The organism is Streptococcus sp. A69 (assembly GCF_058556195.1).
The window spans coordinates 129,112-151,092 of sequence record NZ_JBZUJU010000001.1 but is presented as its reverse complement, the minus strand read 5'-3'; the positions used below and the strand labels follow the sequence as shown (position 1 = coordinate 151,092).

Here is a 21,981-nt window from a genome sequence, read left to right as displayed (position 1 = left end):
TTGAATTTCAAGATTCGGGATAAAATAGTTCACTGAACTATTTTATTTTTTCAAGTTGTAGAATGATTTCAATCCACGGTATTCAGCTACTTCACCAAGTTGGTCTTCGATACGAAGCAATTGGTTGTATTTAGCGATACGGTCTGTACGTGAAAGTGAACCAGTCTTGATTTGTCCTGCGTTAGTTGCAACTGCGATGTCAGCGATTGTTGAATCTTCAGTTTCACCTGAACGGTGTGATACAACGGCAGTGTAACCAGCTTCTTTCGCCATTTCGATAGCGTCGAATGTTTCAGTAAGAGTACCGATTTGGTTAACTTTGATAAGGATTGAGTTAGCAGCACCTTCTGCAATACCTTTTTCAAGGTAAGAAGTGTTTGTTACGAAGAAGTCGTCACCAACCAATTGAACTTTACCGCCAAGACGTTCAGTAAGAGCTTTCCAACCGTCCCAGTCGTTTTCATCCATACCATCTTCGATAGTGATGATTGGGTATTTGTTTACCAATTCTTCAAGGTAGTCGATTTGTTCTGCAGCAGTACGTACAGCAGCGCCTTCACCTTCAAATTTAGTGTAGTCGTAAACTTTACGTTCTTCATCATAGAATTCTGATGATGCACAGTCAAATCCGATAAAGACATCTTTACCTGGAACATATCCAGCAGCTTCGATTGCAGCAAGGATAGTTTCAACACCGTCTTCAGTTCCTTCGAAACGAGGAGCGAATCCACCTTCGTCACCTACGGCTGTTTCCAAACCACGTGATTTAAGGATTTTCTTAAGAGCGTGGAAGATTTCAGCACCCCAACGAAGAGCTTCTTTGAATGTTGGTGCACCAGCAGGTACGATCATGAATTCTTGGAAAGCGATTGGAGCGTCAGAGTGAGAACCACCGTTGATAATGTTCATCATTGGAGTTGGAAGAACTTTAGTGTTGAATCCACCAAGGTAGCTGTAAAGTGGGATTTCAAGGTAGTCAGCAGCAGCACGAGCTACAGCGATAGACACACCAAGAATTGCGTTTGCACCCAATTTACCTTTGTTAGGAGTACCGTCAAGTGCGATCATAGCACGGTCGATAGCTTGTTGGTCACGTACATCGTAGCCGATGATAGCTTCAGCGATGATGTTGTTTACGTTGTCAACAGCTTTTTGTGTACCAAGACCACCGTAACGAGATTTGTCACCGTCGCGAAGTTCAACTGCTTCGTGTTCACCAGTAGAAGCTCCTGATGGAACCATACCACGTCCGAAAGCACCTGATTCAGTATAAACTTCTACTTCAAGTGTTGGGTTACCGCGTGAGTCTAGGACTTCGCGAGCGTAAACATCAGTAATAATTGACATTTTTTACTCTCCTTTGAGTTAAATTTTTTACACCTCTATGATACCTTAAAAATAAGCGTTTTTCAAGGAAAAACGTTATCTTTGTGCAAATTTTCCTTAACTTTATAAAGTAATCGCTTTCTTTTGTCTGTTTTCATGCGATTTTTGTGATATACTGTTTTTATGACAGATTTATCAAAACAACTACTAGAAAAAGCTCATGGTGGGCCGAAATTAAACCCTGACGAACAACGCCGCTACCTCGGTACTTTCGAGGAAAGAGTTCTTGGATACGCGGATATCAGTACTGCCAATAGTCCTGAATTAGAACATGGATTTTTCTCTATTTTAGATGGTTTTCAAGAAAAGGTAGAGGAACTTTTTGTGAAAATCTCACCAAATATCGAGTTTGACAAACAAGTCTTTTACTTAAAACAAGCAAAGGAAAGCAACTGCCAGGCGACTATTGTTTCAGATGATCATATCACCTCTCCTTTCGGCCTTGTCATTCACACGAACGAACCTGTTCAAGTAGATGAAAAAGACCTTAGACTTGCATTCTCGAATCTCTGGGAGGAGAAAAAGACAGAAACTCCTAAAAAATCAATCTGGAAAAAATGGTTAGGTTAATCCTTCCTCATATTTAATAAATGACCGATATTAGTAGCTGTGTGCTCCAAATAGAGACTTGCATTCTTCAAACTATTCTCTAAAGGTTCACATTTCTCTAAAATGGAAAATGCTGCTTGTATATTTTCAAATGGTAGGGGAGGCAAATCGTCAGCAAGACTACCACAAATAGCAATAACTGGAACTCTGTTAGGGGTTCTTTTTGCTACACCGATAGGAGCTTTCCCAGCGAAGCTTTGACTATCCAGTCTGCCCTCTCCAACAATAACCAAGTCGGCATCTGAAACTTTCTTGTCAAAGTCTATCAAATCCAAGCAAGTATCAATCCCAGATACGATACAGGCCTCAGCAAAAGCACATAGCCCAGCAGCAATACCCCCACCTGCCCCTGCTCCTTTAAGAAATAGGGTAGAAGGCGATAATTTTTCATAGAACCGCTGCATAGCCAGATCTACTATCTCAAATAAAGCAGGATCCAAGCCCTTTTGCTTGCCAAATGTATAGGTTGCCCCTTGATGACCACATAGAGGGCTCACGACATCCGCTAAAATGCGAATTTTCACATCTTCAGGAATTCTATACAACTCGCTATCTGAAACTGACTCGAACTCAAGCAAAGTCTGACCACAAGCTGGTAATTCTTTTCCATTCTTATCATAAAAACGATAACCTAAACCAGCAGCAATGCCTATCCCACCGTCATTACTAGCCGTACCACCAACTCCGATATAGATTTCTTTCATTCCTTGATCAATGAGATGGTGAATCAGCTCTCCAATTCCTCTGGTTTGGATGTGGAGAGGGTTTCGTTTCTCACGCGGAATCTTTCCAAGACCAACCAAGTCAGCAACTTCGAAGAGCGCTATTTGATCTCTTTGAAAGTAGCGCATTGATTCTTTTAGCCCAAAAGGCCCCGTCACCTCTTGCCATTTTTCTTCGAGTTCAAGAGAATGGCGAATAGCATCTACAGTTCCTTCCCCACCATCACCAACAGGACAGAGCAGACATTCTACATCCGCTATTGACTGTTCGAAGCCTTTTTTCATAGTTTGGGCGACTTCTTCTGCTGTCAAACTTTCCTTAAAAGAATCGGGTGCAATTACAATTTTCATAGTTCCCTCTCATTCTAAGAAATCAATCAAAGGAAGAACTTCCAAAAAATCCCTCGTATCTACATGACAAGCTATCTCTGCTTTTACGACTTCTTTGGCACAAAAGGCTATACCGTGGCCTGCTGTCTTTAACATCAAGAGGTCATTGGCACCATCACCGATAGCAATCGTTCTTTCTTTGGGTAGTTCTAATTCCTTTCTCCATTTCTCAAGAGTAGCATTTTTTACTTGACCTGTCACAATTTCACCAACTAATTTTCCTGTTAAAAAACCGTCTTTGACTTCCAACTGGTTAGCAGAGAAATAGGAGATACCAAGGGATTCTGCCAATCTCTCAACTATTGGTGTAAAGCCACCAGACACTAGACCGACGAGGATGCCCTTCTTTTGAAGAATGGAGATAAATTCTTGAGCATTCTTGGACAGGTGAATGGATTTGAAGACAGTATCAAAGACCGAAATTGGAAGACCTTTTAACAAAGCCACTCTTGCTCTTAAACTTGTTTTAAAATCCAGTTCACCTCGCATTGCCTGACTTGTAATTTGCGAAATTTCGGCTTCGCAACCTGCTTCTCTTCCTAAAAGATCAATCACTTCCTCTGCTATCAGGGTGCCATCAACATCCATGACACAGAGCCCCATTACTTGAGTCATCACTTCTCCTCTTTTCTAAACAGCCCAAAAATCGTATGAAAGAATCATACGATTTTATCTATTAGTTGACTAAACTATGGTACAAGTCCAGGTAAGATTTGCAGGCTGTATCCCATGAGAAATCACATTCCATAGCTTGTTTTTGTAGATTTTTCCAAACGTCCGGCTGGTACTTATAAACATCCAACGCTGTTTGAAAACTCCAGTTAAGCCAGTATGGTGTTAAATTGTCGAAGCTAAATCCAGTACCAGTTCCTTCGATCGGATTGAAGGATTGAACTGTATCTCTTAGTCCACCCACTTCATGAACCAATGGTAGTGTTCCATAACGCATAGCCATCATTTGTGACAAGCCACATGGTTCAAAACGACTTGGCATGAGGAAGAGATCACAAGCTGCGTAGATTTCTTGAGCGAGCTTGACGTCAAAAGTGATATTTGCTGATAGCTTGTCAGGATAGACTTGAGCAAACCAAGAGAAGGAATGTTCAAAAGCCGGGTCACCTGTTCCTAAAAGGACTATTTGAACGTCCTCCTGTAAGAAACGATGCAAGCTTTCTACAACGACATCAAAACCTTTTTGGCGGGTCAAACGAGAGACAATCCCAACTAGCGGAACATCTGCTCTCACAGGCAACCCAACTCTCTCTTGTAATTTTGCTTTGTTTTGAGCTTTTCCAGACAAATCTTCTTTATCAAAATGATAGTCTAAAAGTGGGTCTGTTTGAGGATTATAAAGATCGGCGTCAATACCATTAACTATACCTGAAACCTTACCTGACTCCATGCGAAGAATCTGATCCAAACCGCAACCAAACTGACTGGTCATAATCTCATGTGCATAGCTAGGGGAAACGGTTGTGACACGATCTGCGTAGAGAATTCCTGCTTTCATCCAGTTAAGGCAATCATTCCAGCGAAGGGTGCCATCAGCATAGCGTTCAAACCCAACACCGAACAAATCCCACAACATTCCTTCAGAAAATTGACCTTGAAATTCCAAATTGTGAATGGTTAAAACTGTTCTGATTCCTTGATATGCCTGAATCCAATGGTACTTTTCTTTTAACAAGAAGGGAATCATGGCTGTGTGGTAATCATGAACATGGAGAAGGTCAGGGATAAAGTCAATGCGCTCCATGGCTTCAAGAGCAGCCAGTTGGAAAAAGGCAAAGCGTTCACCATCGTCAAAATCACCGTACACATGGCCACGGAAGAAATAATACTGATTATCAATGAAGTAGAAAGTAACGCCATTCAAGACCGTTTTCTTAATACCACAGTACTGTCTACGCCATCCTACACTGACTTCAAAGTGGAGAACATCCTCTATCTGGTCACCGAACTTAGCTTCTACCATATCATAATAAGGCAAGAAAACTGCAACTTCGTGTCCTGCTTTTACAAGTGATTTAGGAAGTGCGCCAATGACATCGCCCAAACCACCTGTTTTTGAAAAGGGTGCTCCTTCTGCCGCTACAAATAAAATTTTCATGAATAAATGTCCTCTGTTACTGTTTCACCCTTCTTAACTACAACTGGATGTTCTGCCGTTCCTCGAATGACAACACCGTCCGCAACTTCAACGCCTTTGTCCAAGATAGCATATTCAACTTGGGCACCTTGACCAATCACAACACGAGGGAATAAAATGCTGTCCTTCACCACACTATCTTTGTGAACATAAATGTTACGAGATAGGACTGACTGAACTACTTCACCCTCAATGATACTACCAGAAGCAAACTGAGAAGTACTTACTTTTGAAGTATTCGCATAGTAGGTTGGTTCTTCATTCTTAACCTTGGTATAAATCTTTTGGTTAGGTGAGAAGAGAGAGTAGAATTTTTGAGACTCCAACATATCAATATTGGCTTGATAATAGGATTGAACGGAGTGAATATTGGCTAGATAGCCCGTGTATTCGTAAGCAAAAGCACCTTCTTTTACAGCTAAATCGCGGAGTACATAGCGTAATTTTTCTGGATATTCTTTTTGAACTTCTTCTTCAAGTCGTTCAATCAACCACGGAGTATCAACGACGAATATATCTGTAGACATGTTGAAAAGTTCATCTGTTGATTTGGCATCAAAAAGTTTATGAGAAAGAACATGGTCTGTTTCATCCACTTCCAAGATGGCATTAACATCTGAAATATCCTTTTTAGGTAATTTCTTATAAACAACTGTAATCGGACGACCGGCAGTAGTATGTAAATGGAATACTTGATTGAGGTCAATATTCACCACGATATCACAGTTAAGTGCAACCGTCTGATTTGATCCTGAACGTTTCAAATAAGTGAGAAGCTGTTGGTAATATTCTTTCCCAACTGTGCTACTTTCAACACTCGTATTATAAATACCTAGATAGTAGTGGCTGAGAAGGGTAGATAAGCCCCACTCACGTCCTGAACGAATGTGGTCAAAGACTGAACTGATATTGTCTTGTTGGAAAATTCCAAAGACACTACGAACACCAGCATTTGCAAGGCTAGAAAGAGGGAAATCAATTAAACGATATTTTGCTCCAAATGGCAAGCTAGCCACCGGACGGTGTTCTGTTAACGTTGACATATCATGAAAACCAACTGTGTTTCCTAAAATGGCTGAATATTTATCAATCTTCATCTGATGCTACCCCCACTACTTCATTGTATCCTACTACTTGTACTTCGTCTGTTCCATCAATTTCGACACCTTCAGAAATAACAGCACCCTCACCAATAATGGCACGTTTAATTTTTGCACCTTTTCCGATAATGGCACCACTCATGATTACAGAGTCTACTACTTCAGCACCCTCACGTACTTGCGCTTCTGTTGAGAGAATAGAATGCTTAACAGTTCCATCCACGAGACAGCCATCCACAACTAAAGAATCTTCTACATGAGCGTGTTTTCCAATAAAGTTTGGTGGTGAAATCAAGTTCCGTGAGTAGATTTTCCACTGACGATCACGACTATCCAAAGCGTTGTTTGGATCAATGTATTCCATATTGGCTTCCCATAGAGACTCGATAGTACCAACGTCTTTCCAGTAGCCTTTGAATTCATAAGCATAGACGCTTTCTCCAGACTCAAGGTAATTTGGAATAACGTTTTTACCAAAGTCTGACATATCTACCTTGTTCTTTTCAGCAGCAACAAGCATATTGCGGAGACGTTTCCAATCAAAAATATAAATCCCCATTGAAGCCTTTGTAGACTTAGGTTGAGCAGGTTTTTCTTCAAATTCAACGATACGGTTATTGGCATCTGTATTCATGATACCAAAACGGCTAGCTTCCTTTAGAGGTACGTCTAGAACAGCTACAGTCAGACTGGCATTGTTATCCTTATGTGATTGGAGCATATCATCGTAGTCCATCTTGTAGATATGGTCACCAGAAAGGATCAAAACATACTCAGGATTAATACTATCAATGTAGTCGATATTTTGGTAGATAGCGTGACTGGTCCCTTCAAACCAACGGTTTCCCTCACTCGCAGAGTAGGGTTGAAGGATAGAAACACCTGTGTTAATACCATCTAGTCCCCAGCTAGAACCATTCCCAATATGGTTGTTCAAAGCAAGAGGTTGGTACTGCGTAATAACACCAACATTATGAATCCCAGAGTTTGCACAGTTGGAAAGAGCAAAGTCAATGATACGGTAGCGCCCACCGAATTGCACCGCCGGTTTGGCAATGCTTTGAGTGAGTTTTCCGAGACGTGTTCCTTGCCCACCCGCAAGGATCAAAGCTAGCATTTCATTCTTCATTTTCTACTCCTTTATAAAGACATGTGAACGTTAAAATCGAAAGAAGGTCGGAAGTCAAACTTTTTATAAAAATAATAGGAAATCCATTTCTCTTGTGTTTCAAGTCCAATACAAGTACATCCGTTTTTAAAATATTAAAAATTGTAATCAACAGCCTGCTATTCTTTTTTCTTAGCTGGTTTCAAACGACGCTTGATCTTCCAAATGCTTGCTCCCATAGCAGGCAAGGTGAAGGTCAAAGTCTGCTCGTAATCTTTCCATAAGCCTTCTTGAGTCTGAACTGTTTGATTGTGTTCTTTCCACACACCTCCCCATTCTTCTAATTCTGTATTCCAAACTTCTTCGTAAATACCTGCAACAGGTAAACCAATCGTAAAGTCCTTACGTTCAACTGGTGCCATGTTAAAGACACAGACTAACATTTCGTCCTTCTTGCCCTTACGAATAAAGGAAAGGACACTCTGATCTCTATTATCAGCATCGATAATCTCTATACCATCATAACTAGTATCAATTTCCCAAAGACAACGATGCTCTTTATAGAATTGATTTAGTTGTGAAGTGAAATGCTTCATCTTGGCATTCATCGGATCTTCTAGATTAGACCATTCCAACTGCTCCTCAGACTTCCACTCTAGGAATTGCCCGTACTCACTACCCATGAACAAGAGTTTCTTACCTGGATGACAAATTTGATAGGTGTAGAGGTTGCGCAGACCAGCGAACTGATTGTAGCGATCTCCCCACATCTTATGCATCATACTCTTTTTGCCATGAACCACTTCATCGTGTGAGAAAGGTAGGAGATAGTTTTCATTGAAAACATACATAAAGCTGAAAGTCACAAGATTAAAGTCATACTTGCGGTAAATCGGATCTTCCTCGTAGAAACGGAGAATATCATTCATCCAGCCCATATTCCATTTATAGTCAAATCCAAGGCCACCCATTTCTTTCATACCAGTAATCTTTGTCGCTGATGAACTTTCTTCTGCAATCATCATGATATCTGGATGAGCTAACTTAATCACTGTGTTCAACCGTTGAAGGAAATAATAACCTTCGTAGTTAAGGTTTCCACCATCTTTGTTTGGAGTCCAAGGAGCATTATCATAATCTAGGTAAAGCATATTGCTTACTGCATCTACCCGAATGCCATCTAAGTGGTAAAAATCAATCCAAAATTTAATACTTGAAATCAAGAAAGACTGGACCTCATTTTTCCCGAGGTCAAAATTCAGCGCACCCCAACCATAGTTATGAGCCTTGTTGTGGTCTTGGTATTCAAAAGTTGGTGTACCGTCATAATATGCCAAGGCATCATCATTAATAGTGAAATGACCTGGAACCCAGTCTACGATAACACCGATATTATTTATATGACACTCTTCAACGAAATCTTGGAATTCCTCAGGTGTACCATAGGAATGTTCAAATGCAAAGTAACCCATAAGCTGATAGCCCCAGCTCAAGCCAAGTGGGTGAGCCATTAATGGCATGAACTCAATATGTGTATAGTTCATCTCAACTAAGTATGGAATCAACTCGTCTTTCAGTTGCGAAAAAGTATAGGGACTACCGTCTGGATTTCTCTTCCAAGATCCTGCATGGACCTCATATATATTAACCGGTCGATCGAAAAATCCCAGACGTTTGCGACGCGCTAGCCAAAGTCCATCTTTCCATTTCTTTTCACGGATATTGGTCAGAACTGCTCCTGTACCCGGTCTAGCTTCAAAATAAACTGCCAACGGATCAATCTTCATAATCTGGTGACCATTTGCACGCGTAATATGATATTTATAAATCTGACCTTCCTGAGCTTGAGTCGTAAAGACTTCCCAAACACCTGCTTCATTACGAACCATGGGAATCTGATTCTCAACCCAATCAGTAAAATCTCCAACTAGATGAACTGCTTGTGCATTTGGGGCCCAAACCCTAAAAGTATAACCAATTTCTCCGTTTTTCTCCTCTCTATGTGCTCCTAAATAATGCTGGAGGTGAAAGTTTTCACCTGTAGTAAAGGTTCTTAATGCTTCTTGATTATTCATCCAATCCCCTTTCTCTTTGTAAGCGTTTTCTATATTTTTATTATACACTCTTTTAAGATAACTTTCAAGTAATTTACGAAGAAAATCATATTTTTTTATGAAAGTCTTCAAAAAATTACCGAGCATTTTAAAAATGATATATCCTGAAATAGAACACGAAACAATTTCCATATATTTTTTTATTATAATACCAAAACATTCGTTTTTTATCAATTTTCTACTGTATTTTTTTGAAAAAATAAAACCAGGAAGTTATTTTCCTGATTTTATAGATTATTTCACATCAAAAACAATGGATTTAACATTTGTCATCGCTTCGATACTATATTTAATTCCTTGTACTCCTGCACCAGAACCTTTTACACCAAGGAATGGGAAATTATCTGGTCCACGTTGTGTTTTATTATTAATATGAACGGTTCCCACTTCAAGTTTCTCAGCGATTTCAAATGCCTTCTTAAAGTCATTTGTAAAGACAGAGGATTGAAGACCAAACTCAGATTCATTGGCAATTGCTACTGCTTCATTCGCATCTGCGACACGAATAATTGGTAGAACAGGTCCAAACGGTTCCTCCCATGCCACTTTCATATCTTTTGTAACTTGGTCAAAAAGCACTGGCCAGAGAAGATTGTCTTCACGCTTGATTGGTGTAAGAGCCTGAGCACCTTTTTCTTGTGCATCTTCAATCAAGTCCCAGATGAAATCAGCTGAAGCGTTATCAATAACAGGTGTGATATCAGCATTGTCAAATGGATCACCGACTGTTAGCTTAGCGACTTTAGCCTGGAGCAATTCGGCTAACTTGTCTGCTACGCTTTCTACAACTAAGACACGTTTGATAGCGGTACAGCGCTGACCAGAGTAGCTAAATGCACCACCTACGATTTGCTTAGCTGCATTTTCTAAATCTGCATCTTCTAAGACAATTGCTGCATCTTTCCCTCCAAGCTCCAGCATAACTGGGCGCATACCAGCTAAACGACCGATACGCTCCCCAATCGGTGTTGAACCTGTAAAGTTAATGAAGTTCACTTCCTTGTGTTCAATGATGTAGTCTCCGATCTCAGAACCACGTCCAGTGATGGTGTTAAAGACACCTGCTGGAATTCCGGCTTCGTCAAATGCTTTAGCTAGCAAGAGACCAGAAATAGATCCTTGCGTTGGTGGCTTAAACATAACAACATTCCCTGCAATCAAAGCCGGAGCAATCTTGGATCCAGAAAGATTGACTGGGTAGTTAAATGGCGCGATAGCTAAGACAACTCCAACTGGCTCACGACGAACAACGGCTAGTTTGTTCTTACTTGCAGCTTCAAAACCGCCACCTTCCATTGCTTGTCCAGTAATACGGAGACCTTCTTCAGCAGCAAAACGAATCAAGTCTGCTGTACGTACTACTTCTCCAATGGCTGCTTTAATCCCTTTTGCAACCTCTTTGGCAAGAATGGTACCAATTTTTTCTTTATCACGTTCCAAAATATCTGCTGTCTTATGTAAATAGGCTGCACGCTCAACTGGTGCTAAATCACGCCATGCAGGGAAAGCTGCACGCGCAGCTTTCATAGCCTCATCTACTTCAGCCTGACTCATAGCTGGTACTGTGCCTAGTTTTTCTTGATTGATAGGAGAATAGATCGCAATCTCGTTCTCTGATGATTTCCATTTTCCATTCACTAAATTCTGATAATTTGTCAAATTCTCTTCCTCCTGAAAATGATTAAAACTTATTTTATCAAATTTTCAGAAAATTACAACCCTTTTTGTGAAAATATTGATATTTTTTTCACAAACTTGATTATTCAAATTATTTGAATTTTATTCCTATTAGATATTGGTTTTTCAATAAAAATCAAAAAAGGTCTAGTGAATCTAAACCTTTTCAGAACATTAATTTACGAGAGTACTTTTAAGACTACGACACTGGTATCATCAATCACATTTGATTCTTTAGAACGACTATTAGACACCAGCATTTCAAGATTTCCTGCATTTTCAAAGTAGAAGGAAGTCCCCTTCGCATTAAAGACTACCAATAAGTGCTCTGGTCCACCGTGAATTTCGTAAACAATCCACCCACTATTTTCAGCAGCTGTATGGACGAAGACATGGCGATAGACTTCTTCATATGTAGGATAGGAGAAGGCGCTGGTCTGTGTTTTTAGGCGAATAATCTGACGGATAAAGTCAATGCTCTCTTTTCTCTCATTGATTAAATCCCAGTTGACCTGGTTGACACTATCTGGAGCATTGTAGCTGTTCATAGCCCGTTCTCTATCTGCCTCAGTCAGCTCGCCATTTTCTCCAGTAGCAAGGAGTTTAGTGCGACCAAATTCTTGCCCCAACTCTATAAAGGACATGCCTTGCATAAGGATGCTCATCGCTGTTGCTGTCTCAACCTGACGCATAATCTTATCTGAACTGTGATTTGGATGAAGGGTCACCAATAAATCATGCAAGTTGTAATTATCATGGGCCTCCACATAGTTAAGGACTTGGTTTGGGCTAAGATATGAGCCCAACTCTCGACTACCAAGAATAGCTTTGGCTACAATCGGTTCTGTAGCAGCACCACTAACAAATCCTGCCTTGATTGAGCCATAAACTTCTCCTCCTTTGATGGCATCACGCTGATCATCATTAAAGAATCCAATATTTGGCATCTGGTAGGCATTATCCTTCTTGGCCTTGTCATAAGGTGCAAGACCTGTCCCCATATCCCAACCTTCTCCATAGGTGAGAATACGCGGATCAACTTCATCTAACGCCCAGCGAATTGCCTGCATGGTTTTAACATCGTGAATTCCCATCAAGTCGAAACGGAAACCGTCAATATTGTATTCTTTCACCCAATAAAGGAGTGAGTCAATCATATACTTGCGGTACATTTCGTGTTCGCTTGCGGTTTCATTTCCTACACCTGTGCCGTTTTGGAAGGTTCCATCTGGATTCATACGATAGTAATAATCAGGAACAGTTGTTTGGAAAGGTGCATCAACTGTTGAGAAGGTATGGTTGTAAACGACATCCATAATGACACCGATTCCCGCATCATGATATGCCTGAATCATGGTCTTGAGGTCTCGAATAACCTGTCCAGGATCATTTGGGTTACTAGAGAAACTTGGTTCTGGCGCATTGTAGTTTTGAGGGTCATAACCCCAGTTATAGGTTACATTCCCGTCCTCGTCGTATTCCTTATGGCGATCAAAGATTGGTTGGAGCTGAACATAATTACAGCCAAGTTCTTTGATATAGTCAAAGGCAGTTACTTGACCATACTGGTTAACTGTTCCAGTCTGGGCAGCCCCAAGGAAGGTCCCTCGAAGGTTTTCTGGAACTCCAGATGTCGGTGATTTTGTAAAATCACGAATATGCATTTCACAGATAACTGCTTTACATGGATTTTCCAAACGCCAAGGAGCCTCTGTCCCATGTTTAACTTCGAATCCTTCTACCTGTCTATCTTGCTGAGAGAGAATGACGGAACGTTTCCCGTCAGGACTTGTAGCGATAGTGTAAGGATCTCGTGTCAAAGTCTGGTGGTGTGGAAACTCAATCTGATACCGGTAAGCTTTACCTGCAAGATTTTCATCCAGATCTACACTCCAAACACCAATGGTATTGTACTTATGACTGTATGAATAGCTATTCCCACGCTCAAGATTAAAGGTTTTCCAAATCGGCGCGTCGTTACTTGTATTTTCATAAACGACCACTTGAACTGCTGTAGCTGTTGGAGCCCAGAGTTTAAAGCTTGTCTGGTAGTCAGAGATACTATAACCCAACTCTCCTTGGTATCCCCAATGGTGATCAAAACTTTCACTGTGAAAGGCTTTATCAAAAGCAAACGGGTTTCGATCTTTATAGCAAGGACTTGCAATGGCTGGATTTTCAGAATAATAAACCGTCTCATCACCATCCAAAATCCAAACCTCAGTCAACAGTGGATAATGGTTAAACCGTAGGAGATAGTCTTTTGCCTTTCCATCTATTTCAACAGAAAAGGTCAGAGTATCGAGCCTTTCTGCACTTGTAACTGTAAAGGAGAATTTTGCTCCAAAATAGTCATTTTCATAATACAAATTTTCTTTAAAATCTGCCTGTTTTCTACTGAATGAACAAGCATCATAATCCCCATTTTTTCGGTGAAAATGGATGACTACTGGGTATCTATACATTTCTTTTCCTAATTCCTAATTTCAATTTTAATTTTTTAAGTCATGCTGAAGAATTTAGCGGGAAATTCAGCACAATATAGAATAGCATTAATAGATATAAAAACACATCAGGAGAGATAGTTCCAGACTATCTAACATCTAGTTTTCGACTATTCTTCACAAACTTTCTAGCCAGGCTTCATCTCGAACCTCGATACCAAGTTCTTCCGCTTTTTGGAGCTTGCTTCCTGCATCTGCTCCTGCTACGACAAGATTCGTTTTCTTAGATACACTGCCTGTGACTTTGGCACCCAGACTTTCGAGTTTGCTTTTGGCTTCTGAGCGCGTGAGGCGTTCCAATTTCCCCGTTAGTACAACGGTCAAACCTGACAAGGCCGCATCTGCTACTACTGTCTGTCCCTTGTAGTCCAGATTGACTCCAGCTTCTTTCAACTCGTCTAAGAGAATCTTCGATCCTTCTGTAGCAAAATAAGTCTGAAGGCTTTGAGCTATCACACTACCCAAGCTTTCAATACTTGCTACTTCCTCAGGATCAGCTTGGGCTAGATTTTCAATAGAGTGGAAATGTTGGAGCAAGAGCTGACTTGCTTTGCTTCCGACATGGCGAATTCCCAAACCGAATAAAAGCTTTTCAGCAGAGTTTTCCTTGGATGCTTGAATGGCCTGATACAGTTTAGAAGCAGACTTTTCCTTGACGCCTTCTAAAAGGAGGAAATCGTCTTCTTTCAAACAGTAAATATCCGCCACATCTTTGACTAAATTGGCAGCAAAAAGCTTTTCAACGATAGATGGACCAAGTCCTGTAATATTCATGGCATCTCGAGAGGCAAAGTGAATCAAACCTTCCATGATTTGGGCAGGGCATCTTGGATTGATACAACGAAGAGCCACTTCATCTTCAAAATGAAGCAAATGACTGTCACAACTTGGACAATTAGTCGGAATATCTAGTTTTTCTTCAGAAACACGCTTGGACTCTACCACACGCAAAACAGCAGGAATGATATCTCCAGCCTTATAAACAATAACCGTATCGCCCTTTCGGATATCCTTTTCGGCGATATAATCTACGTTGTGCAGTGTTGCACGACTAACAGTGGTCCCAGCAAGCTGAACAGGTGTTAGATTGGCAGTCGGGGTCACAACACCCGTACGACCTACTGTCCAGTCAACTGAAAGGAGCTGGGCTTCTTTTTCTTCAGCAGGAAATTTATAGGCGACTGCCCACTTAGGCGCTTTAACGGTAAAACCGAGCTCTTCTTGACCTGCTAGGTCATTGACCTTGATCACCACCCCATCAATGTCATAAGGTAAATTATCCCGTTCTTGTCCAACTTCTTGGATGAAATCCCATATCTCATCTATGCTTTCAGCCAGAATTCGTTTAGGATTAACTACAAATCCAAGCTGTTCAAGATGCTTCAAGACTTTTTCTTGGCTATCACGAGTAGAAGGGCTAGCTTCTTGATAGAGGAAAGTCGCAAGATTTCGCTTAGCTACTACTGCTGTATCCAACTGACGGAGGGTTCCTGCAGCCGAATTACGAGGATTGGCAAATTCAGGCTCCCCATTTTCTTGGCGAGCTTGGTTGACCTGATCAAACGAAGCGCGTGGCATATAACACTCCCCACGAACGGTGATATCTAGTTCTTCTGGCAAGGTCAAAGGAATGTCCTTGACACGCTTGAGGTTCTCTGTGATATTTTCACCAACAGAACCATCCCCACGTGTCGCACCGACTACCAAAATTCCCTTTTCATAAGTTAGCGAGATAGACAAACCATCGATTTTCAGCTCGCAAATATAGGTCGGTTGGGGCAATTCCTTTCGAACACGCGCATCAAAAGCTTCTAACTCTTCACGTGAAAAAGCATCCTGCAAACTATAAAGAGGATACTGATGACTGTATTTTTCAAAACCGTCTAAAACCTTACCACCAACACGATGGGTCGGACTGTCCGCTAAAACTTGATCTGGATAGGCAGCTTCCAATTCGATCAACTCTCGGTAGAGGCGATCATACTCGCTATCTGACACCGAGGGATTGTCACTCGTATAATACTCGGTCGCATAGCGATTGAGCAAGGCAACTAACTCATTCATTCTTTCATTCATAAAACTATTCTACCATAAATCAAGCCCTCCTCACAATAGAGAAAGGCTGAAAAATGGTTCGTAGTGTAATATTTTCTTAAAAAGAGAAATTATAACTCTTTTTCAAAATGACTTCGCACATAAACGAGGGAGAAACAAGACAGGATGACAACCCCACTTCCAATTATCAGAAAAGAAGAAAGATGTACACTTGGCAACACCGTCATAAAGCCTTTTGCAATCGGCATAAATAGGATGGCTAAGGTAAAAATTGTGCTTAGCACTCTCCCCAAGTATTCCCCCTCAACCTTGGTTTGCACCTGAGTAAAAAAGTGAATATTAAAAATCGTTATAAACAGTTCACAGACTAAATTTCCAGAAAAGGAAAGAAAAGTTGGCAGTGGTAATCCCATCATAGAAACTCCAACTCCAGTCAAAGCCAATAGAATCAAAAGATTATAAACACTTGCCTTTATTTTACTAGCTAGAAGAGCTCCGATAATCGAACCAATAGCGCCCATAGTCAAAATACTCGCATAAGCTCCTTCTACCCCGTATAGTCGATTTGAAAAAGGGAGGAGAAATTCAAAAGCTGCAAAAAAGAAATTAACACTGGAAGCTACTAATAAAAGAAAGAAAATCTCCTTCTGATGCCAAATATAGTGTATTCCAGCCTTCATATCAGCAAAAATATTTTTCCATCTGAAAGTCTTTCCCTCTTGCTCCTGAGTTTCTTTTTGGGGGAGAAAAGCTACTAAGGTAAATGCGATGAAAAAACTAATGGCATCTAAAACAAGTGTCATATGGAGACTAGCAAATTGTAAAACGATGAAAGAAAGTACAGGGGAGCTAACGCCTACAACCTGCAAAACGAGCTCTAAACGAGCATTATAGGTCACAATCTCGTCTTTCTCTACAACCTCAGTTATAATGGCTTTATTGGCCGTACGAGAAAATGCAAAGGCAATCGCCTGAACAATATTGGCGAAGATCAGAGCAGCAATCATCAAGCTATCATTTCTGATGAAAGAAATAGCTAAACAGAGAATACCGCAAATTAAGTCTGTCGTCATCAAAATTTTGCGACGCGAAAAGCGGTCTGAAATCACTCCGCCAAAGGGATTGACTAGAATCGATGTGACGAGTTCAGAAATCTGATAAATCCCAAGAACAGTCTGTCCTATCGTCCCCATTGATGCCAACCAAACACTATTTCCATAGTCATAGAGCATATTCCCTATCTTATTAATAGCCCCACGACTAATCAACTGGATTGCATGTCGATTCATATAAAAAGCTCCTCTCAAATTTTGAAACTATTGTATCAAAACTGAAAGGAGCTACATTGTTTTTCCCTTATTTGGGAAATTTAATTTTTTACAAATTTTTCATAATGTTCCTGATAATAGGCCACTTGCTCTGGAAGTCCAAGCACTTCAAAGATATGCATAGCTTCCTGCATCTGGCTACAACCTTCTTCTTTCTGACCTCGCTGGTAGAGGGCAAAACCTTTGAGATAATGGAAGATATTGCGCTCATAAAGCTTGATACCATTTCCAATCAGCTTCTCTACATAACCCTCGAAATAGTCCGCATCCGTAAAGGAACGGTTCTCCAAACAATGCTGGTAACAGTTAAGAGCTAGAATCAAAACGAGTTTTCGATGTCTACCAATTTCTTTATAGTACTCTTCTCGTTCCATAACTTCTCTACCAATCCGAGCCACATAGTCCACATTGTAGAAAGTATAGAGATTCCCGAAAAGAATCAACTCATACATGGTCCATTCTTCTGTTTGGAAAAGATAATCCGCCACCTTTTCCAAATCACTCTGCCTCATCGTGTAATGAGCATCCCTTTGACAAATAAGACCTTGTAGCAGAATCCAATTCAGCTTAAAATAGAGGGGATTGGTCGAACTCTTTGCTTTCTCAAGCTGTTCCTTTTGAAGCTTTTGAAAACCTGTAATATCATTTGAGTAGTAAAGCGGAATAATCTGCGCCATTAAGGCAACATGTTCATGATTTTGAAAATCCCTAGCCTTGTCCATGAAATTTTCAATAGTCACATGAATATTGTCCAAAATCTCAAAGAAACGGGAAACTGCTAGATCAGACTCTCCAAGCTCGAAGCGAGATAACTGAGATGTTGAACACGATTCACCTGCCGCCTCTTTCAAGGAGTACTTCCCACTTGTTCGAAATTCACGAAATACCTTTCCAAGATGTTCCATTTCTTACACCTGCTCCGATAATTCTTCCCACTCAAGCATAGCCTCTTCCTGACGCCGGCTAATCTTATCAAGTTTTGCTTGTAATTCCATGAGTTTTTCGGCATCGTTGATTTCCAGCATTTGTTCAGAAATGGCTTGACTTTGAGTTTCTAACTCTTCGATTTCAGCCTCTAAACTCTCGATTTGGCGCATGAGCTTACGGGCTTCTTTTTGACTTTCTTTCTGGGCTTGGTAGTCATTAACTGAACTTGCTTCTTTTACTTGATTACTTGTTGAAGTTTCTTCTGTCTGGCTGACTTCCATTTCAGCCTTTTTATCAACATAGTAGTCATAATCTCCAAGGTAGAGGGTTGAGCCATTCTCAGACAATTCCAAAACATGAGTGGCCACACGATTGATAAAGTAACGGTCATGACTGACAAACAGCAAGGTACCGTCAAAGTCAATCAAGGCATTTTCTAGCACTTCCTTGCTATCAATATCCAAGTGGTTGGTCGGCTCGTCAAGAATCAAGAAGTTATTGTTTTCCATTGAAAGTTTGGCAAGCAACAAACGAGCTTTCTCGCCACCTGACAGCATACCGACTGACTTTTTGACATCATCTCCTGAGAAAAGGAAGGCACCAAGGCGGTTGCGGATCTCAACTTCTGGAGTCAGTTTAAAATCATTCCAGAGTTCATCAAGTACCGTATTACTTGCGGTCAACTTACTTTGAGTCTGATCATAGTAGCCAACCTCAACATTGGCACCAAATCGCTTTTCTCCCTTGATAAAAGGAATCTGGTCTACTATCGACTTGATAAAGGTTGATTTGCCAATCCCATTTGGTCCGACAATCGCAACAGCATTCATTTTACGAAGGTCCAGGTTGATAGGTTCTGACAATATTTCCCCATCATAGCCAATAGCTGCATTTTCAACAGTCAAAACGACATTTCCTGACGTTTTTTCAGACTGGAAGGTCATATTGGCTGCTTTCTTACCAGCTTCTGGCTTGTCCAAACGCTCCATTTTTTCTAGTTGTTTACGGCGAGATTGGGCACGTTTGGTTGTCGAAGCTCGGACTAGATTGCGATTGACAAAGTCTTCTAGAGCCGTGATTTCTTTCTGCTGCTTTTCATAGCTTTTTGCCTCAGTAACTAGCTTTTGCTCCTTCAACTCGACAAAGCGAGAGTAATTACCTACATAACGATCCAAAGAATGCTTGGTCAAATCCAGTGTAACCGTCGCAACCTTGTCCAAAAAGTAACGGTCGTGGCTGACAATAATGAGTGCACCGCTATAGTTCACCAAGTAATTCTCTAGCCAGGCAATGGTTTCAATATCCAAGTGGTTGGTTGGCTCGTCCAATACCAAGAGATTGGGCTTTTCAAGGAGCATTTTAGCCAGTGCAAGACGAGTATTTTGACCACCTGAAAGCTCGGCAATTTTCATCTGCCACATAGACTCGTCAAACTTGAATCCATTCAAAATCGCTCGAATATCAGCTTCGTAAGTAAAGCCACCATCCTGACGAAAATTCTCTGACAAACGATCATAATCCTCCATCAGTTTATCCAAATCTTCACCAGATTTTTCACCCATCTCCAACTCCATCTGACGCAGTTGTGTCTCTGTCCGACGCAAGTCATCAAAGACGTGAAGCATTTCATCATAAATGGTATTTTCAGACTCAAAACGGCTATCTTGGGCTAGGTAAGACAGAGAAATATCTTTTTTCTTGTTGATTTCTCCACTAGTTGGCTCCTCTTCCCCAACCAAAATCTTTAAAAGAGTCGACTTACCCGCTCCATTCTTCCCAACAAGAGCAATTCGGTCTCGTTCATCAACCTGCAGGTTGATATGTTCAAAGAGAACCTCTCCTGCAAAAGAGCGTTCAATTTTATTAGCTTGTAAAATAATCATACATCTATTTTACTATCTTTTTTTCTTTTACACAATTGCAATGAAAAAAGTTCGAGTCATAAACCCGAACTATTCATCTTCTTTTTCATTAGAAAGCGTATAGGGCTGTTCTTCTACAATGAAATAAAAGTAAATTTCCTACATTTTAAGTTATGCTAACGTTTTACTAAAATATCAAATCGTGATATAATGAAAGCGATTAAAGCAATAGATAAAGGAGATACTCTATGACTTACCAAGAAAATTATCAAAAATGGGTCGATTTTGCCGGCCTTCCCGACTATCTTCGTCAAGATTTAGAAAACATGGACGAAAAAACAAAAGAAGATGCTTTCTACACCAATCTTGAATTTGGTACTGCAGGTATGCGCGGCTTGATCGGTGCAGGTACAAACCGCATCAACATCTATGTTGTTCGTCAAGCTACAGAAGGTTTGGCTCGTTTGATTGAGTCAAAAGGTGAAAATGAAAAAGAGCGTGGTGTTGCGATTGCCTATGATAGCCGCCACTTCTCACCTGAGTTTGCCTTTGAATCTGCTGCAGTTCTTGCTAAACACGGTATCAAATCTTACGTATTTGAAAGCCTTCGCCCAACTCCAGAACTATCATTTGCAGTTCGTCACCTCAACTGTTTCGCAGGTATCATGATTACTGCTAGCCACAACCCAGCTCCATTTAACGGTTACAAGGTTTACGGTGAAGACGGTGGGCAAATGCCTCCACATGACGCGGACGCTTTAACCACTTACATCCGTGCTATCGAAAATCCATTCGCTGTCGAAGTTGCTGATGTAGAAGCTGAAAAAGCTTCTGGCTTGATTGAAGTCATTGGCGAAGCTGTTGATGCAGAATATCTTAAAGAAGTTAAAGACGTAAACATCAACCCAACCTTGATTGAAGAATTCGGTAAAGACATGAAGATTGTCTACACACCACTTCATGGTACTGGTGAAATGTTGGCTCGTCGTGCTCTTGCCCAAGCAGGATTTGACTCAGTTCAAGTTGTTGAAGCGCAAGCAACTGCTGACCCAGACTTCTCAACTGTAAAATCTCCAAACCCAGAAAACCAAGCAGCCTTCGCCCTTGCTGAAGAACTCGGCCGTCAAGTTGGTGCTGATGTTCTTGTGGCAACCGACCCAGACGCTGACCGTGTTGGTGTTGAAGTGCTTCAAAAAGATGGTAGCTACCTCAACCTTTCAGGTAACCAAATCGGTGCTATCATGGCTAAATACATCTTGGAAGCTCATAAGAGTGCTGGAACTCTTCCTGAAAATGCTGCTCTCTGTAAATCCATCGTATCAACTGACTTGGTAACGAAGATTGCTGAAAGCTACGGCGCAACCATGTTCAACGTTTTGACTGGCTTCAAATTTATCGCTGAAAAAATCCAAGAATTTGAAGAAAAACACAATCACACTTACATGATGGGATTTGAAGAAAGCTTCGGTTACTTGATTAAACCATTCGTACGTGATAAAGACGCTATCCAAGCCGTTCTTGTCGTTGCTGAACTTGCTGCCTACTATCGTTCACGTGGTTTGACACTTGCTGATGGTATCGAAGAAATCTACAAAGAATACGGCTACTACGCTGAAAAGACCATCTCTGTTACCCTTTCTGGTGTCGATGGTGCAGAACAAATCAAAGCGATTATGGCTAAGTTCCGTAACAATGCTCCAAAAGAATGGAACACAACAGCTATCACTGTCGTAGAAGACTTCAAGGCTCAAACTGCTACTGCTGCTGATGGTACTGTGACAACTTTGACTACTCCTCCAAGTGATGTGTTGAAATATACACTTGCTGACGGTTCATGGATTGCAGTTCGCCCTTCAGGTACAGAACCAAAAATCAAGTTCTACATTGCCGTTGTGGGTGAAAGCAACGAAGATTCACAAGCTAAGATTGCTAACATCGAAGCGGAAATCAATGCGTTTGTGAAATAACACTCTATAAAGATGAGATAAACTAGTCTCATCTTTTTTTCGTATCAAATCTAAGCAATTTTAGGAACTTTGTGGCATACTAG

At 40.8% G+C, this 21,981-nt stretch carries 15 protein-coding genes; 2 read left to right on the top strand and 13 right to left on the bottom strand.

The window, feature by feature from the left end:
- Positions 1 to 42: 42 nt before the first annotated feature.
- Positions 43 to 1,347, bottom strand: coding sequence for a surface-displayed alpha-enolase (eno, locus tag AC4ME5_RS00740; protein ID WP_000022823.1), 1,305 nt, complete (start codon positions 1,345 to 1,347; stop codon positions 43 to 45).
- Between the two features lie 162 nt (positions 1,348 to 1,509).
- Here eno and AC4ME5_RS00735 point away from each other — a divergent pair, with 162 nt between their 5' ends.
- Positions 1,510 to 1,956: a DUF1694 domain-containing protein gene (locus AC4ME5_RS00735; protein WP_000131095.1), complete on the top strand. Its 447-nt coding sequence runs from the start codon at positions 1,510 to 1,512 to the stop codon at positions 1,954 to 1,956.
- Here AC4ME5_RS00735 and AC4ME5_RS00730 read toward each other — a convergent pair.
- From AC4ME5_RS00730 to AC4ME5_RS00675, 12 genes are all read right to left on the bottom strand, one after another.
- Positions 1,953 to 3,068, bottom strand: a complete 1,116-nt coding sequence (locus tag AC4ME5_RS00730) for a glycerate kinase (RefSeq protein WP_491799366.1) — start codon at positions 3,066 to 3,068, stop codon at positions 1,953 to 1,955. The two genes, AC4ME5_RS00735 and AC4ME5_RS00730, sit on opposite strands and share 4 nt — an antisense overlap.
- A 9-nt stretch (positions 3,069 to 3,077) precedes the next feature.
- A complete protein-coding gene (serB, locus tag AC4ME5_RS00725) occupies positions 3,078 to 3,722 on the bottom strand; it encodes a phosphoserine phosphatase SerB (RefSeq protein ID WP_000195502.1) in 645 nt (214 codons plus the stop codon).
- Between the two features lie 61 nt (positions 3,723 to 3,783).
- Complete coding sequence (gene glgA, locus AC4ME5_RS00720; protein WP_491799365.1) at positions 3,784 to 5,217, bottom strand: glycogen synthase GlgA; 1,434 nt, start codon at positions 5,215 to 5,217, stop codon at positions 3,784 to 3,786.
- A complete protein-coding gene (gene glgD, locus AC4ME5_RS00715) occupies positions 5,214 to 6,353 on the bottom strand; it encodes a glucose-1-phosphate adenylyltransferase subunit GlgD (protein WP_000687044.1) in 1,140 nt (379 codons plus the stop codon). The genes glgA and glgD overlap by 4 nt, the downstream gene beginning before the upstream one ends.
- On the bottom strand, positions 6,343 to 7,485 hold the full coding sequence (locus tag AC4ME5_RS00710; RefSeq protein WP_000787257.1) for a glucose-1-phosphate adenylyltransferase: 1,143 nt from the start codon (positions 7,483 to 7,485) through the stop codon (positions 6,343 to 6,345). The genes glgD and AC4ME5_RS00710 overlap by 11 nt, the downstream gene beginning before the upstream one ends.
- A gap of 158 nt (positions 7,486 to 7,643) precedes the next feature.
- A complete protein-coding gene (gene glgB, locus AC4ME5_RS00705; RefSeq protein WP_021164700.1) occupies positions 7,644 to 9,539 on the bottom strand; it encodes a 1,4-alpha-glucan branching protein GlgB in 1,896 nt (631 codons plus the stop codon).
- A gap of 273 nt (positions 9,540 to 9,812) precedes the next feature.
- Positions 9,813 to 11,237 (bottom strand): NADP-dependent glyceraldehyde-3-phosphate dehydrogenase, encoded by a 1,425-nt coding sequence (locus AC4ME5_RS00700; protein WP_491799364.1) that lies wholly within the window; start codon positions 11,235 to 11,237, stop codon positions 9,813 to 9,815.
- A gap of 197 nt (positions 11,238 to 11,434) precedes the next feature.
- Entirely contained in the window at positions 11,435 to 13,720 is a 2,286-nt protein-coding gene (gene pulA / locus AC4ME5_RS00695) for a type I pullulanase (RefSeq protein WP_491799363.1), read from the bottom strand.
- A gap of 156 nt (positions 13,721 to 13,876) precedes the next feature.
- A complete protein-coding gene (ligA, locus tag AC4ME5_RS00690) occupies positions 13,877 to 15,835 on the bottom strand; it encodes an NAD-dependent DNA ligase LigA (protein ID WP_491799362.1) in 1,959 nt (652 codons plus the stop codon).
- Between the two features lie 89 nt (positions 15,836 to 15,924).
- Positions 15,925 to 17,103 carry an MFS transporter gene (locus tag AC4ME5_RS00685; RefSeq protein WP_272155259.1) on the bottom strand — a complete coding sequence of 393 codons (1,179 nt, stop codon included), beginning with the start codon at positions 17,101 to 17,103 and terminating at the stop codon, positions 15,925 to 15,927.
- Positions 17,104 to 17,183: 80 nt separating this feature from the next.
- Positions 17,184 to 18,047: an Rgg family transcriptional regulator gene (locus AC4ME5_RS00680; protein ID WP_491799361.1), complete on the bottom strand. Its 864-nt coding sequence runs from the start codon at positions 18,045 to 18,047 to the stop codon at positions 17,184 to 17,186.
- 3 nt (positions 18,048 to 18,050) lie between these two features.
- A complete protein-coding gene (locus AC4ME5_RS00675) occupies positions 18,051 to 19,952 on the bottom strand; it encodes an ABC-F family ATP-binding cassette domain-containing protein (protein WP_491799360.1) in 1,902 nt (633 codons plus the stop codon).
- A gap of 227 nt (positions 19,953 to 20,179) precedes the next feature.
- On the opposite strand from AC4ME5_RS00675, the gene AC4ME5_RS00670 reads away from it, so the two are divergent.
- Complete coding sequence (locus AC4ME5_RS00670; protein ID WP_491799359.1) at positions 20,180 to 21,898, top strand: phospho-sugar mutase; 1,719 nt, start codon at positions 20,180 to 20,182, stop codon at positions 21,896 to 21,898.
- Positions 21,899 to 21,981 lie beyond the last annotated feature (83 nt).